The 13887-nt window shown below is 55.0% G+C and carries 13 protein-coding genes and 1 pseudogene; 7 read left to right on the top strand and 7 right to left on the bottom strand.

Features of this window, described 5'->3' with window-relative positions:
• Nucleotides 1–392: 392 nt before the first annotated feature.
• The 3 genes from RHM56_RS08800 to RHM56_RS08810 are packed head-to-tail and all read left to right on the top strand — an operon-like array spanning nt 393 to nt 2369.
• Nucleotides 393–1742, top strand: a complete 1350-nt coding sequence (locus tag RHM56_RS08800) for a hypothetical protein (protein WP_322240579.1) — start codon at nt 393–395, stop codon at nt 1740–1742.
• The gene (locus RHM56_RS08805; RefSeq protein ID WP_322240581.1) at nt 1739–2125 is read left to right on the top strand and encodes a hypothetical protein; all 387 of its coding nucleotides are present in this window, start codon (nt 1739–1741) and stop codon (nt 2123–2125) included. Before RHM56_RS08800 ends, RHM56_RS08805 begins: the two co-directional genes overlap by 4 nt.
• 46 nt (nt 2126–2171) lie before the next feature.
• Nucleotides 2172–2369 carry a tail protein X gene (locus RHM56_RS08810; protein ID WP_322241735.1) on the top strand — a complete coding sequence of 66 codons (198 nt, stop codon included), beginning with the start codon at nt 2172–2174 and terminating at the stop codon, nt 2367–2369.
• Here RHM56_RS08810 and RHM56_RS25930 read toward each other — a convergent pair.
• A complete protein-coding gene (locus tag RHM56_RS25930) occupies nt 2366–2566 on the bottom strand; it encodes a type II toxin-antitoxin system RelE/ParE family toxin (protein ID WP_416194891.1) in 201 nt (66 codons plus the stop codon). The two genes, RHM56_RS08810 and RHM56_RS25930, sit on opposite strands and share 4 nt — an antisense overlap.
• 174 nt (nt 2567–2740) lie before the next feature.
• Here RHM56_RS25930 and RHM56_RS08820 point away from each other — a divergent pair.
• Nucleotides 2741–2926, top strand: a pseudogene (locus tag RHM56_RS08820) (late control protein); the annotation flags it as partial.
• Nucleotides 2927–3123: 197 nt separating this feature from the next.
• Here the strand turns inward: RHM56_RS08820 and RHM56_RS08825 are convergent.
• The gene (locus RHM56_RS08825) at nt 3124–4383 is read right to left on the bottom strand and encodes an MFS transporter (RefSeq protein ID WP_322240583.1); all 1260 of its coding nucleotides are present in this window, start codon (nt 4381–4383) and stop codon (nt 3124–3126) included.
• Between the two features lie 256 nt (nt 4384–4639).
• Here RHM56_RS08825 and RHM56_RS08830 point away from each other — a divergent pair, with 256 nt between their 5' ends.
• On the top strand, nt 4640–6409 hold the full coding sequence (locus RHM56_RS08830) for a sigma 54-interacting transcriptional regulator (RefSeq protein WP_322240586.1): 1770 nt from the start codon (nt 4640–4642) through the stop codon (nt 6407–6409).
• A 175-nt stretch (nt 6410–6584) separates the two neighbouring features.
• Nucleotides 6585–7877 carry a carbohydrate porin gene (locus RHM56_RS08835; protein ID WP_322240587.1) on the top strand — a complete coding sequence of 431 codons (1293 nt, stop codon included), beginning with the start codon at nt 6585–6587 and terminating at the stop codon, nt 7875–7877.
• A gap of 58 nt (nt 7878–7935) precedes the next feature.
• Here the strand turns inward: RHM56_RS08835 and RHM56_RS08840 are convergent, their stop codons facing one another.
• From RHM56_RS08840 to RHM56_RS08855, 4 genes are all read right to left on the bottom strand, one after another.
• The gene (locus tag RHM56_RS08840; protein WP_322240590.1) at nt 7936–8319 is read right to left on the bottom strand and encodes a VOC family protein; all 384 of its coding nucleotides are present in this window, start codon (nt 8317–8319) and stop codon (nt 7936–7938) included.
• Between the two features lie 63 nt (nt 8320–8382).
• On the bottom strand, nt 8383–9393 hold the full coding sequence (locus tag RHM56_RS08845; protein ID WP_322240591.1) for a zinc-dependent alcohol dehydrogenase: 1011 nt from the start codon (nt 9391–9393) through the stop codon (nt 8383–8385).
• A gap of 10 nt (nt 9394–9403) precedes the next feature.
• Complete coding sequence (locus RHM56_RS08850) at nt 9404–10222, bottom strand: SDR family NAD(P)-dependent oxidoreductase (protein WP_322240592.1); 819 nt, start codon at nt 10220–10222, stop codon at nt 9404–9406.
• A gap of 12 nt (nt 10223–10234) precedes the next feature.
• Complete coding sequence (locus RHM56_RS08855) at nt 10235–10756, bottom strand: 2,4'-dihydroxyacetophenone dioxygenase family protein (protein ID WP_322240593.1); 522 nt, start codon at nt 10754–10756, stop codon at nt 10235–10237.
• A gap of 765 nt (nt 10757–11521) precedes the next feature.
• Here RHM56_RS08855 and RHM56_RS08860 point away from each other — a divergent pair.
• Nucleotides 11522–12598 carry a hypothetical protein gene (locus RHM56_RS08860; protein WP_322240594.1) on the top strand — a complete coding sequence of 359 codons (1077 nt, stop codon included), beginning with the start codon at nt 11522–11524 and terminating at the stop codon, nt 12596–12598.
• A gap of 267 nt (nt 12599–12865) precedes the next feature.
• Here RHM56_RS08860 and RHM56_RS08865 read toward each other — a convergent pair whose 3' ends face one another.
• Complete coding sequence (locus tag RHM56_RS08865) at nt 12866–13672, bottom strand: lipopolysaccharide biosynthesis protein (protein ID WP_322240595.1); 807 nt, start codon at nt 13670–13672, stop codon at nt 12866–12868.
• Nucleotides 13673–13887: the final 215 nt, after the last annotated feature.

Genomic DNA, 13887 nt, shown 5'->3' on the forward strand with positions numbered 1-13887 from the left:
TCCCTGCGCGCGCGTCCGTGCTCCTGAAACCCAAAATCACTAGCAAGTAGCCAGCCAATTTCGCGCTACTGCTTTCTACTGCGCACCAGAAAGCCATCACGTCATCAACTTCACACTTGAGAAAGTCCCTGTTTCATTGGCTTTCATCGATCTTGGGTTGGGTGCGAGAGTCTGATCATGTGCGCGCACGAACCTGGCTCCCTGTTGTGGGGTTAATGGCTGCAATCGGCCGCGTTTTTTTAAATGCCTGAGCATGAAATAGATCAAGCCTTCTCAATTAAGGGAAAGGTCTGACAGATCTTTAGCAGAATTGGCCGATACAGTCCGCGCACTTCAATGGATTGCCCCGCGATAGACCGACGCGGTCGATTCTTTAATTAAGGAAGTACTGCATGCACCTTATTCGCCGAGAAGATCGCGAACGCCTCGGAATTAGTCTCAGCCATATAGAGGCGCCTTTCTTTGCGGAACGTATCGTCGATGATGCTTTGCCCTCACCTTTCAATACCCTGAACTTTTCTGGTAATAATCCGTACGGCGAGCCGATGACTCACAAAGAGATCGTTGCAGCTGTTGAGAAAGGAGACTTATTACTGGTTAAAGCTGAGCCCTTCAGCCCGTTAAGCGATGATATCTTCAATAAATATGCGCACATTACTGGCCGAGGCTGGCCTGGCAGTTTTCATAGCCCCGTTGAGCGGGAGAGAGAACCACTTCCGGTTTCAAAGTCAGACTTTAGGCCACCACTGCAAGAGCCAGGCTTCTATGTCGTTCCCAAAAGTACGACAGTCGATTTGTTAAAGGCTACGTTGTTCTCGTCGCAATACCCCGCTGTGATGAACAAGTTTGACGCACTCAACCCTGGGCTGAACGCTGTAAATGCGGGTTCGATGATCGTGTTAAGCGATCCCAACAACCTGCAATGCACCCGCGAAGAAGCGATATTGATGGCGGCCGCCGCCAAAGCTAATGAAGCAGTTAACGCGCTTAGCCCGGAAGATGCTGATTTCATGGTCAGGCACCGTGCTGAAATCGAAACTTTTTTCGGCCAGGGTGCAACGGCAATAGGTATTGGCGAGGCGATGTTTGCCAAGAACCTGGATGATGTATCAAAACTTTTTAAAGAGGTCGAAGCGTTACACGTTCGTTCGTTCCAAGCGGATGGACATCTGCGTTCGCCAGCGTTTTTTGCGGAACGCAAGCGTCTGCTGGCACAACTCAATACGAACCTGACCGCTTTAACCCGTAAGGGCATAGGGTTTCCTGACCATCCGAATTTAAAAAGTGCGCTTGGAATTTCCACACGAAGTCTGGTCCATCGCTGGACGGTGGCGGGTGGCGCAGATCAAATACCGGGATATGCCACCCATATTGAAGGCGTGTCCAAGGCTGCTAAGTATCTCAAACTCGGTGGTTGGGTGGGTACAGGTATAGGCGGCGGTGTCTCGTACATGAAGGTTCAAGATGTCTGTGCGGCGGGTAATACTGAGGCTTGCAAGAGAGTTAAGTTTACTGAAGTTGGTAGTTTTGCCGGTGGGATTGGAGGTGGTGTAGTAGCGGGTGCACTTTTAACAGCCCCAGCCGTCGCCGGGATATGTTTAGCTCTAGCCGTGCCAACTGTTGGTGTTGGACCATTGGTCTGTGGCGTGTTGGTGGTAGGGGCTGGATCTTATGCTGGAGGTGAAGTATTTGGATCTCTTGGTGAAAAAACTGGCGAAGTTATTTATGAGTACACTAAGTGAGTACTGCTGAATTTTTCTTCGGCTATCTTTGTGGCGCAGTGCTTCTCGGCGTATTTGCCTGGATAGGCATTGCGCTTCGCATTGCCTATACAAAAATGGATTTGATGTTGCGACATCTTGAAAGGAGTTCTGTTATTACGAATTTAAACCAATTAAGACAAGGCGGTCCTTGGGGTAAATTGCTGCTTGTAGGCAGTATTGCAGGGGTCGTTACTTTTCCCGGTTTTTACGTCAAGCGCGGGCGCGTTAGCGTTGATGATTTAAGCACTTTCCCCATGCTGCTCAAGCGCAAATTGGTGATTTTACAATGGGCAGGGATAGTGCTGCTTAGCTCGGGTTTCGTACTGTGGCTTGTTGGTAAAACCATTGGCTGGCTTGAGTAACTTTCATTCATTGGCAGCGAACGCATCACCCTCAAAGGCGCGATCCATCCTGCGCAGCATCGGCATCCAGCTCCTGCCGCTGGGCCTGACCATTGGCTACGGCCACCTCAACAGCACGGTCGAAGCCGTGCTCGATGCCCACCAAGGGCTGGCAGATGAAGTGCAACCGTATCAGTCCGGGGTGGTGATTCACTTGCCGGATGTGGTGGGGGCGAGTGAGGAGGGGGTTATGTTGTGGAGTTAGTCATCGGACTCAATTAGCAAGGCAGTCTCAAAATCTTGCCCGCCGTAATAAATGCCAATGATAAAAATCTGCTTGCCATCAACGGCAAAAGCAATCACGGCCCGCTTGCGATAGTTGGTTATTCGCAGACCTGGGCGTATATCGTCGCGTTGATTTCCTCGCAGGGGAAACGTTCTCAACTCTTCGCAATAGGTCACGATGGCGTCGGTGTAGCGTTTGGCAACTTCAGGAGAGGCCGCCGTGGCTATAAATCGTTAGAGCGCCATCAATTGCTCCACGGCTTCAGGCGAATACTCACAGGCTGCCCGCAATGCAGCCGTTTTGCCTTTTACACCCTGCTTTGTGCGGGGCTTTTGTCGTCTGGAGCATTTATGACACCCACCTTTCGCATCGTTGCAGACGGCGCTGACATTACTTCGTTGATCAATGACCATCTGCTGTTGCTGCGCACTACGGACAAACCCGGCATGGAGTCAGGCGACTTCGAACTGCGTATCGATGACCGTGATAGCGCCGTATCCTTGCCAAATCGCGGGTCCAGCATCGAAATCTTTCTCATGCTTGATCAGCCAGAATTGTTCGCCAGCGCTGTCACCAAATTCCTGAACCCGTGAAGGGCTGCGGGTCAGCAGCGGATTATCCGCATCTGCTGCTGACTTCAAGCCGCGCGATGACTGTCGTAGGTCATTGAGTAGACCGACATGTCTTTCCCTTGGTTGTTATTCATCACGGGCGAAAGGATGAGCTATCCCTTTCAGGGAAGCGTGGCATCTTTGACCGTTAGTCCGACCTGCTGTGGGTGCTTGGCTCGCAATGGGGCAGTTTCGTGCAGCCCTAGGCCTAACAGGGCTACGACCACCGCACAGGCGGCTTGCAACATCAGAGGAGCGCTCAGCCCTGCGATGTCAGCCAGCCACCCGCCAGCGACCGGGCTTAGAACGCCCCCGACGATTTCCCCCATGCCCATTACCAGGCCCACGCAAGCAGCGATGCGGTGTGCGGGCACTGTTTCGGAAGGGATGGTGGCCATAAAAATAGGCGCTACTCCGCTGGCTGACCAGGTCAGAAAAAGAATCAGGCAGAGCATCCAGAAAGGCCCGTCGAAGTACAGGGCCGCCAACGGTGTGAGCGCTCCGATCAAGGAAAACACGACGACCACGGTTCGGCGTCCCAAGCGGTCTGACAGTGCGGGCACGATGTAGCTGCAGATCGTCGCGCTGGCACCCAGTACGCTCATCAGAATACCCATGTCAGTTGAGCTGAAATGGCGTTCGTTCATGTAGTACACCGGCATAAAGGCCCAGCCCAGCACCATCCACGCCACATAAAAACAGGCAATCAGCATGCTCAGCCAAACGTTGCGATAGCGCAGCAGATCACGCAGCGTGCCACTGACAGGGGCAGTCATCGTTGCTGCGACAGGGGCGATGATGGCTTTGGGCTCTTTTACGTACTTCCAGATCAACCAGGCGGCGATCAATCCGGGGATGCCCGCGACGAAGAAAGCCAGTCGCCAGTCGTAATGGCTGGCGATCGCCACGAGCACCAGCGGGGCAATGCACGAGCCCAGCAGGTTACTGCCGAAGTTCTGCATGATGCCCATGTTCTGGCCCCGTCTTTTCGGGGTCGAGTTCATGACCATCAATGTTTGCGAGATGGGCAGAATGGGCCCCTCGGCCACCCCCATCAACAAACGTGCGGCCAATAACATGAAGAATGAACCGGCGAGGCCAGAGATGAATGAGCAGGCTGAAAAGACAATGACCGCTATCAGCAGGTACGGTTTACGACGACCGCTGCGGTCTGACTGGGCGCCCAGCAGGTAGCCCGACAGGGCCCAGGTAAGGGAAAGTGCCGACACCAGCAGGCCGATCTGGGTGTTGCTCAGATTTAGGTCTTGCGCCACAAAGGGCGCCAGGAAACTCATGGCATTGCGATCAAAGAAAACAAAGCCAAAGCTCAGGCTAAGAACAAACAACAGACGGTTTTCATAATGAGAGAACCAGCGGCGCATGGTGAATCTCCGGCATGATTATTGTTATGGGTTGACTGATGCTGGTTGCGGCTCAGCCGGCAATGACATAGCAAAGGGCAGGCCAGCGCCCGTTTAATTAAATAAGCTGTTGAATTAAAAGGATTTTCAAAAACCAACCGAAGTGTCTGCCTTGATCTTTGTTGATGAAGGTGGGAAAAATTGATGATCAAATCCGATGCCTCCGATTCCCTTCACGACCACGTGCGGTGGAAAACAAAAATAATTAGGAGATTGCATGAATCGCTCGCCCCAGATCGTTACCCATGATCAGCCTGCTCGCCCCGTACAAGGCTACGAAACCTGCGCGCCAACACCCGCAGACCTTCGCCGATTTCTGCGCTTTTCCGATGAGGATGCGCGTATCTGGCTGGATGATCAGAGCATGGTCATGCTGCACTCCACGGCACTGGGAGCACTGCGCCAGGAATTGATCGAGAGTGTTGGCCATGAGGGTGCCAAGCGCATGTTGATGCGTATCGGTTATTCCGCAGGCACTCAAGATGCCGCCTTGGTGCGCAAGCGTTGGCCTGGCGGCGACGAGCGCAGTTCGTTCATTGCCGGCGGTCGCCTGCATGCCCTGCAAGGCATGGTGCGAGTGGAAACGGTCGACCTGGATCTGAATATCGAGAAGGGCCATTTTCACGGCGAATACCTGTGGCATGACTCTCGCGAAGCCCACGAGCATATTGCGCATTACGGTATTGGTGACGAGGCGGTCTGCTGGATGACCCTGGGTTACGCTGCCGGTTATGCCAGCGCGTTTATTGGCAAACTGGTGGTGTACCGCGAAGTGGAATGTGTTGCCGCAGGTGGCAACATCTGTCGAATTGTCGGTGATACCGCCGACCGACTGCCCCACCATGAACACAGCGAAGCCCAACGTTATTGGGATCCCGCCCATTTCATACGGATGAACTCGATCTGGTCCTCAACGGAGAGTGACGCGCCACAACCTGCCAGCACCACCGCGACCACCACCATCAGCAGCCTGCCGGTGCAGGACGACATGGTGGGCATCTCGGCGGCATTCAGCGTAGCGCGCCACCAGATCGCTCAGGTTGCACCTACTCGTGCCACAGTGCTTTTTAGCGGTGAGTCAGGTGTCGGCAAGGAAGTATTTGCCAAATGCTTGCACCGACTTAGCCCGCGGGCTGATCAGCCTTTGGTGGCGGTCAATTGTGCTTCGCTGCCGGAGAGTCTATTGGAGGCCGAGTTGTTCGGTGCCGAAAAGGGGGCTTACACGGGGGCGACCCAAGGCCGGGCCGGGCGATTTGAACGCGCTTCGGGTGGGACGCTGTTTCTCGATGAAATCCAGGCATTGAGCTTGAGTGCGCAAAGCAAGCTGTTGCGTGCCCTGCAAGAGGGGGAGATTGAGCGGGTAGGGGGGAGCAAGCCCATCAAGGTTGATCTGCGGGTGGTTGCGGCCACTAACATCAACCTGCGTGCCGCTATCGCTCAAGGCACCTTTCGCGAGGATCTGTTTTTCCGACTCAATGTCTTTCCCATCCATCTACCGCCGCTGCGAGAGCGTCGTGATGACATTCCGTTGCTGATGGAGCATTTCTTCAAGCACTTCACCAAGCTGCATGGCAAGCAGGTGACCGGTTTCAGCGCGCAAGCCGTTGAGGCCCTGCTCAATCACGATTACCCCGGCAACATACGCGAGCTGCAAAATCTGGTGGAGCGAGGTGTCATTGCGGCCCCCAACAACGCGTCTGTTCGAACTCAGCACCTGTTCCCCAACGGCGAGCAGGCACCGCGCCCCGGCTTGAGCATAGGCGGCGACGGGAGCTTGGGCGTGTCATCGCCTCAGGCCAGCGTGACCGAATTGGATCTGAACGCATCACCGATGTCGCAGCTCAAGCAATCGATCCAGTGCCAGCAAGTGGAGCATTACCGGCACGTGCTGCAGGCTTGCGCGGGCAACCTCTCGGCGGCTGCGCGGCAATTAGGCGTGACCCGACCGCAACTGGCGTATCGGCTCAAGACCTATGGTTTAGCTTGATCATTGAGGATGATCAAAACCGATTGAATTGATCAAATGCTTTGCGCCTCAAAGGTCACCGCGCGCCCGCGTTTACAGGCGTTGCCGGTGGCTGCCAGTGCTGGCATAGCCTTTGCGATGTAGCTCTCGCGGCCGGATGGCCGCTCTTGATAATGACAACAATAGAGAGAGCATCATGATTGCTAAGCAGCGCGGCATGCACGTGTCCGGGATTTGCCTTACCCCTCTGTCTGCATTACTCCTGTCCCTTGCCAGCACCTCGTTAATGGCTGAGCCCCTGGTACCTGAGGATGCGATCAAACTCAACCTGCAGGTCTGGAATCTCTCGGTGAAGAACCTGAACACCGGCCCGCAGCCCTATCGGTATGGCAACAGCGGCAACGTGTTCGCTGGCGCCGAGATGGACATGGCCAAATTGGCCGGTATCGAGGGGGCTTCAGTGTCTTTTCAGTACGTGTTCTTTCCGTGGATGCGGGGCGAAGGCCAGCCGTCGCAGGACAGTTGGCAGGGCAAGGCCGGGAGCTTTTTTGCCGGGGCGCCGATGCACAACGACATCGATTCCGGTTATCTGGCGCGATTCACCTGGAATCAGCGTCTGCTGCAAGACCGTCTTGAGCTGGTTGCGGGCCGTAGCAATGCCAAGCAGCACTTCTACATGTCCAACTGCAACAACGTAGTGACCTGCAACGACCCTGTCATCGACAACTCCACGGGTATCTTGCCGTTCCCTTATGGCAGTTGGGGCTTGTACTCGCGCTATCGAGCCGATCAGGGGCGTTATGTGCATGCGGGCGTGTTCGAGTCCAACCCTCAGCATTACTTCAAGGACACCAAAGGTTTTGATTGGGATCCGGGCGATGCCAGCGGCGTCTCGGTATTGGCTGGATGGGGCGCAGAACAGGGCTTCGACCAGACGCCCTATGCCTACCACTATGAGCTCAATGGCTTTTATAACAGCGCCGAGCAGACCGATCCGCTTGATGGCAAGACGCGTCGGGGCAGCAGTGGATTGCTGTTCAAGTTTCGTCAAACCTTGGCACGCGAGGGCGATGTGGGAGTGCCGGAAAAAGCCTGGCAATGGTTCGGTTCTTGGTCGTGGAGCGCCGATGACATGCAACCGTTTGAGCATTTTGCCGAGGTGGGTATCACCCGGTTGGGGCCTTTTAATCGGCCTCAAGACAGTATCAATTTAAAGGCCAGCTATTTGCGTCTTGGCACTCGTCAGGCGCAGTGGCAGGAGCAGGCGCGCTTGCTGGCGACGGGAGAGAACGAGCGTACGCGACGCGGTGTGTCGCGGGTTGAGCTCAACACCCATTGGCAGGTGACTCGCCACTTGGCCCTGGAGCCCAGCGTGCAGTACATCTTCAACCCGGACAACTTTTACAACCCGCAGGCGCCGGTGAGCAGCAACGGTGCGGTGATTGCCTTGGAGGTGATGTACGACTTGGGTACGGCATTGGGGCTGTAACGCATGAGCCCACTCCTGCGGCACTTGCCGCAGGGGTGGGCCATTCATTCAAGCTGAATCAGGCGGGTTCAAAGCAATAAACGGCCAGTTTGTTGCCGTCTGGGTCGCGTGCATAGGCCGCGTAGGCGTGCGGTGCCCAACTGCGTGGACCGGGCAGTCCTTCGCAGCGACCGCCAGCGGAGACGGCCGCCGTGTGAAAGTTTGCGACGGCTTCGCGAGTTGGCGCCTGGAAGCTCACGGTCACGCCATTGCCAACGGTTGCAGGCGCACCATTGGCGGGGCGAAGCACGAAGAACGCAGGGGTTTTATCGCCCCAGATCGAACCGTTTTCTTCCAGATCCATTAGCCTGTTCAAGCCTAATTGGCCGAGCACGATGTCATAGAACTGGCGCGCTTTGGCCAAGTCATTACTGCCGACTGTTACGTGGGTGTACACACTCATGTTGATTCTCCAGCACAGGTTTAGAGTGCTCGCCGCCTAAGGGCTGCGGGCAGGTTGAAATCATCAGGAAAATTGAGGGGCGACCATGACCTTGCATTGATCGGTGCGTTGCCTCAGCGCTTCAAAGGCCTGCGGCATTTGCGCAAGCGAAACGGTGTTGCTGACCAGGGTCAAAGGCACTGCCTGAGGGCTGTCGAGTACGTTGATAGCCGCGCGAAATTCGTCGAGATTGAAAAAGGCCGAGGTCACCAGGTTGACCTCCTTGGACAGCGCCTTAAAGGGCACAAAGCTGTCTGCCACGGTACACAAACCCAGGATGACTATCGTGCCGCGAGGGCGCACGTACTCGATTGCCTGGGCAATCAACCCCGGGCGGCCGACGCATTCAAAGACAATATCGGGGGGCGCTCCGAGGCTTTCGGGAATGCGCTTCTCGAGGCTGCTGTCATTCACCAGAAAGGCGCTGGCGCCAAGGTGCAAAGCGCGCTCGCGCTGCCCGTCTCCCAGATCAGTGATGCAGACCTTTGCTGCCCCCAGGCGCCGGGCCCAGAAAGCCACGGCCAAGCCAATGGCACCTGCCCCCAGGATCAACACCTTGGCGCCAGGACGCAGCCGAGCCCGCATAACCCCGTGCAGTGCCACCGCCAGTGGCTCAGCCAGTGCGCTGTCGGCCAAACCGATACTGGATGGGAGCACCACGCATTGGTGAGCCTTGGCCGTGGCAAGCTCGGCAAAACCACCGCCTTGCAGGCTGAAATCCGAACACCAGGCGGGCTCGCCCTGGCGGCAACTGGCGCACTGCCCGCAGCCGCGCAGCGGGGCCACGGCGACCTGGTCACCGACGCGCAGGCCGCTCACCTGCGGCCCGCATTCGATCACGCGACCACTGTACTCGTGGCCGAGTACAGTGTTTGGCGCAATGGCGAACGCCGGATCATGCGTCATGTGCAGGTCGCTGCCACAGATGCCGCAACGGCAGATCTCAATCAATACCTCATCGGCCCGAGGTGTCGGAGCGGGTAGGGTGGCCAGCTGTAAGGGCTGTTGCATAGCCTTGAAAACGATTGCTCGCATCCTGGTCTCCTCAATCCACTCGTCCGAGCATTTGTCCGCCGTCAATCACGATCTGGGCTCCGGTGACGTAGCTGGAGGCCGGTGACGCCAGAAACAGTGCCAGACCTTTGATCTCTTCGGTGCTGGCAATTCGGTGTTGAGGGACGCGCAGTGCAAATGCGGCACGGTCTGCGGGATTGCGCAGCCGCCCCCCGGCGATATTGGTGACAAAGGGGCCGGGGGCGATTGCATTGACGTTGATGCCGAAGCGGGCCAACTCCATGGCAGCCTGGCGTACCAGCGAGGCTGCCCCGGCCTTGGCGGGCATGTAGGGCGTGCCGACGATAGCTTCGTTAATCATCGCAGCGTTTGAAGTGGTGACGATGATGCGCCCTGAGCCTCTGGGTTTCATCAAGCGGACGGCTGCCCGCAGGGTGGTGAATACAGAGGTCAGATTGGTTGCCAGCACCTTGTCCCAATGGGCTTCCTCAAGGTTTTCAAGGGCGCCCTCCGCGCAGCGCTGGCCGTCGCTGTCGAGAAAACCTGGGCCGGAATCGATGCCGGCATTGGCGAACACCACATCGAGTCGGCCGTAGCGTTGCGCGATGCGCTCGAAACAGGCGTACATCGCCGAGCGATCGGTGGCGTCCACGACTTCGCCATGCACGGCCAGGCCTTGGGCTGCCAGACGCGTCACTTGCTCGTGTAATAACTCACCATCTATATCCAGCAGTGTGACCTGAGCGCCAGCTTCGGCCATGACTTCGGCGTAAGCCAGGCCAATGCCGCTGGCGGCCCCGGTGACCACGCAAGTCAGTCCTTCCACGGCAAATCGTTCCCAAAACTTCATGCTCATCACCCTTTATAGAAACAACGCCTTGTTGATTGGCAAGCCATGTTTTTCGCAATGATTGACGTAATGGTTGATGAACCAGAAAACGTCGGTTGTTTCGGTGTGATTGCCGTGTTCGTCAAAAAACTCGATGGGGCCGTGAATCCAGAAGAGCGCCTTCATGCCCTGAGGGTCATCGGAATAGAGGGTGTGCGCGGTGCCTGGCGTTTCGTAAACGAAACTGCCGGGTTGGGAAATCCAGTCATATTCGTAGTAGCCCCAACTGCCCTCAAGCGTGACGGCCGAGACGGCTGCACGGTGTCGGTGAGTGCCGATGCGACCGCCACCCTTGACCCATAAAATGTTGCAAACGCTGCCGGTGCGAACATCGAAACTGAGGTGGCGGATGGCAGCACTGTCGCCGAATGGCACCCAGGGTGACTCGTTTTCTCCGATGCCAATGTGACCCCCGTGCAGGGCGTATCGATCAACGATGGCGGCATGGGGTTCAGGGGGCAGTTGAACAACATTGGGCTTAACGGTATTGGACATGAGAGGCCTCTGATCATTTTTTTTATAGGACGGATGCGCAAACGCAGCCAGGCTCAGAGACCGTTTGCACAGGCTGTGCCAATGGCTGGAAACCCTGTATTTACTGGGCCGGAGGAGGTGGGGCCGTAACGCAAGTGGTCGTCAGGACTTACGTGAAGTGATGAGTTTTATGATCAAACTTGATCAAGTCATCAGGTTGTAAATGATCGGGACATGACGCTGAGCACAGCGCCTAATTGCTGGCGGCGACGTGCTGCTCATTCAATCGCACGACTGATCTCGTGTTCGCTAAGGGCTTGATTCATAAAAAACTATTTATTTCGTAATGTTTCAAGTGAATATGCTGTGTTTTTACACATGTTTAATTGTTTTGTGATGTTTAAAGCGTTTTCTATGCTGTTTATCACTGGATAAGTGGCTTTATATGGTGAAAAAACCTGCTTGACACTTCCTATACTGCGGGCGGCGTCCTGACACCTGTTCAGAAGCGAGTTGCTCCATGGAAATGAGAGGCCATCACCGCCTAATGCCAGTCAGTTAAGCGAACGCTGTTTTGAATGCAGCGAGAAACCTGTGGGAGTCTGGCTTGCCAGCGATGCCAGCGATGCCAGCGATGCAGGCGATGCGGTTTTCCTGTTAAACCGCGCCGATACTTTCGCGGGCAAGCCCGCTCCCACAGGGGATGTGCATTAACTGACAAGTATTAGCCATCACCGCCTCTCTATTTGCATGCATCTAATAAGTCTAAGAATGAGAAATAGTTTAATGAATAAACAATCGATCCAGATTGCCCTTGCTTACATGTCCGTTGTTATTGGTGGTGGATTTGCCTCTGGCCAGGAGGTGCTTCAGTTTTTCACCGGCTATGGGCTTATAGGAGTTGTCGGCACTCTGGTGAGCGGTTTGATGTTTGCCTTTCTCGGCATGCAGATCGCTCGAATGAGCTCGAAAATGCAAGCGAGTTCGCACAAGGAGGTTCTCTACATTCTGTTCGGTGCACGTATCGGCCTGGTCGTCGACGTGGTGTTGTCTTTCTTCCTGTACGGTGTCGGCGTAGTGATGCTGGCCGGCAGCGGTTCGATCTTTGCCCAGCAGTACGACCTGCCTCCCTTGTTTGGTGGCGTGCTGATGATGGTCTTGGTGATTGCCACGTTGTGCATGAACGTGAAGCGCATCATCGACTTGATCAGCGCGGTTATGCCCTTCCTGCTGGCGATGGTGCTTATCATCACCACGTACTCGATTTTCAGTTACAACGCCCCCATCGAAACCCTCGATGCAGTTGCACGTGAGAACAACGAAACAGTCACGGGGAACTGGTTTGTAGGTGCCTTGTTGTATGCCTCCTTCAACATTGCTGTCGGTTTTCCGATGCTGGCAGTCATTGGCGGGATGACCAAACAACCCAAAGCTGCCGCACTCGGCGGCATACTAGGCGGTCTTGGTCTGGGGGCGCTGATCTTGCTGCTGAACATCGGCCTGTTTGCCAACATCAATCAGTTGCAAGGCATCGAAATGCCTTCTCTTGCGCTGGCAGGGCGTATCTCGCCAATGCTTTCGGTGGTGATGTCGCTGGCACTGGTTTGCATGGTCTACAGCACAGCAGTGGGGATGTTCTTTGCATTCAGCGCCCGCTTTGCCAAACCTGAAACCAGCCGTTTCAAGTTGATCAGCGCAGTCACGGTCTGCCTAGGTTTGGGCTTGAGCTTGGGTGGCTTCAGCAAGTTGGTGGGCACTGTCTATCCACTACTGGGCTATGTGGGTTTCGCCCTGATTCTCGCTATTTGCTTCAACTGGGTTCGCAGCCGCTCTCTGGCTAAAGCGCAGCAAGCTGCTTCCTGATCCCTTGAGCCTGGGGCAGTCAGAACTGTAAGAGTGAGCGTGTTCGCGATCTTTTGATGCCTTAAAAGATCGCGAACAATTCGCTGCCTCATTAACCCCCCCCAGACGCCGATGAGCCGATCCGGCTTGATATCGAAGTGCTCTTGGACTCGCTCAGTTTTGAATGGTCGTCACGATTATTATTCTGCGCAAAACCCACGTGACGGGTTGTGAACGTGATGCTGAAAAAGTGGCTGATTACCCGCGTCCACTAAAAATAATCATGAATTAACGTTTAAATATTTTCGCTGGGACTAGTTTTTTAACGTCTTCAATGGACATGTGAGGAATTACGCTACTCGGTATCCTGGAAATCGTGGACAAGTTATAAACACTAAATTCATCGCTTATGACTTTCTCAGCCATTAACTCAAATGACGGGATAATGCGAGACTCTAAATGTTCATCCAGCACACACGGCGATTTCACAGACTCGACTGTTTCATAGAAGCGCCCTGTTTCAGGGCATAAATCGACGCCGACGAGGAACACCTTGTTGAAGCCCGCATGGTAGGCAACTTGCAACGCGAGGTAGGCGACCGTCCGGGCATCGAAATAGCCCTCGCTCAAATCCTTGCTGAATCCGATGCTGCTGTTTCGACCCTTATGAAGTTTGGAGCGGCGTATCAGATTGGAGGGAACCCCTGAGAACAGGTCTTTCCAGGTAGGCTTAGGCGCTTTTTTCAAGGCGTAAAACTCGCCAGCAGGTAGCGGGATATTGTGCTGCGCGTAGTCTTCTCGCAGCACGACTCTTTGGCTTTGCGCCAATGCTGCGTGGAATAACCGGGTTTGCTGGGTAAAGAAACCTGAGTCAGTGCACACGTAAAAGTAAGGGCTGACTGGCGTGTTCAGAAACATCGAAATGGCGCCATTTACCACAATCATCGGCACGTGCTGGAATTCACACAAAGGGAAATCCTTGGCTGATGTGCCAGAAGCAATGATAAACACAGCCCCTTCAGCAATATCTCGGCATCCAGAAAGGTCTGACGGAACAGTTTCTGGGATGGGCAGGTATTTACTGATAGTGCTCATGGCTTTCAGCCCTCGAGAGCGGAAACTGAAAAACGGTACTCCCATATGTGTAAGTCACATGCAGTACTTGCCCATTATATGTTTAGGAAATGGACTGAATTTGTGAAGATTCTGTCAGTTAGCCCAAATACAGGTTGGCCGCATCTGTGCCGCATACCGTGGGCATAACAGAGTAGGTTGCCGCTTTAGCGGCTCCAGAAGATTTACCTAAGTTT

It is taken from the genome of Pseudomonas sp. CCC3.1, assembly GCF_034347405.1.
Lineage (GTDB): Bacteria > Pseudomonadota > Gammaproteobacteria > Pseudomonadales > Pseudomonadaceae > Aquipseudomonas.

Coding starts and splice junctions, on each gene's coding strand:
- RHM56_RS08850 (WP_322240592.1), bottom strand. CDS start 10,222: ATGAAGTTTTGGGAACGATTTGCCGTGGAAGGACTGACTTGCGTGGTC.
- RHM56_RS08865 (WP_322240595.1), bottom strand. CDS start 13,672: ATGAGCACTATCAGTAAATACCTGCCCATCCCAGAAACTGTTCCGTCA.
- RHM56_RS08830 (WP_322240586.1), top strand. CDS start 4,640: ATGAATCGCTCGCCCCAGATCGTTACCCATGATCAGCCTGCTCGCCCC.
- RHM56_RS08800 (WP_322240579.1), top strand. CDS start 393: ATGCACCTTATTCGCCGAGAAGATCGCGAACGCCTCGGAATTAGTCTC.
- RHM56_RS08855 (WP_322240593.1), bottom strand. CDS start 10,756: ATGTCCAATACCGTTAAGCCCAATGTTGTTCAACTGCCCCCTGAACCC.
- RHM56_RS08845 (WP_322240591.1), bottom strand. CDS start 9,393: ATGCGAGCAATCGTTTTCAAGGCTATGCAACAGCCCTTACAGCTGGCC.
- RHM56_RS08840 (WP_322240590.1), bottom strand. CDS start 8,319: ATGAGTGTGTACACCCACGTAACAGTCGGCAGTAATGACTTGGCCAAA.
- RHM56_RS08835 (WP_322240587.1), top strand. CDS start 6,585: ATGATTGCTAAGCAGCGCGGCATGCACGTGTCCGGGATTTGCCTTACC.
- RHM56_RS08860 (WP_322240594.1), top strand. CDS start 11,522: ATGAATAAACAATCGATCCAGATTGCCCTTGCTTACATGTCCGTTGTT.
- RHM56_RS08825 (WP_322240583.1), bottom strand. CDS start 4,383: ATGCGCCGCTGGTTCTCTCATTATGAAAACCGTCTGTTGTTTGTTCTT.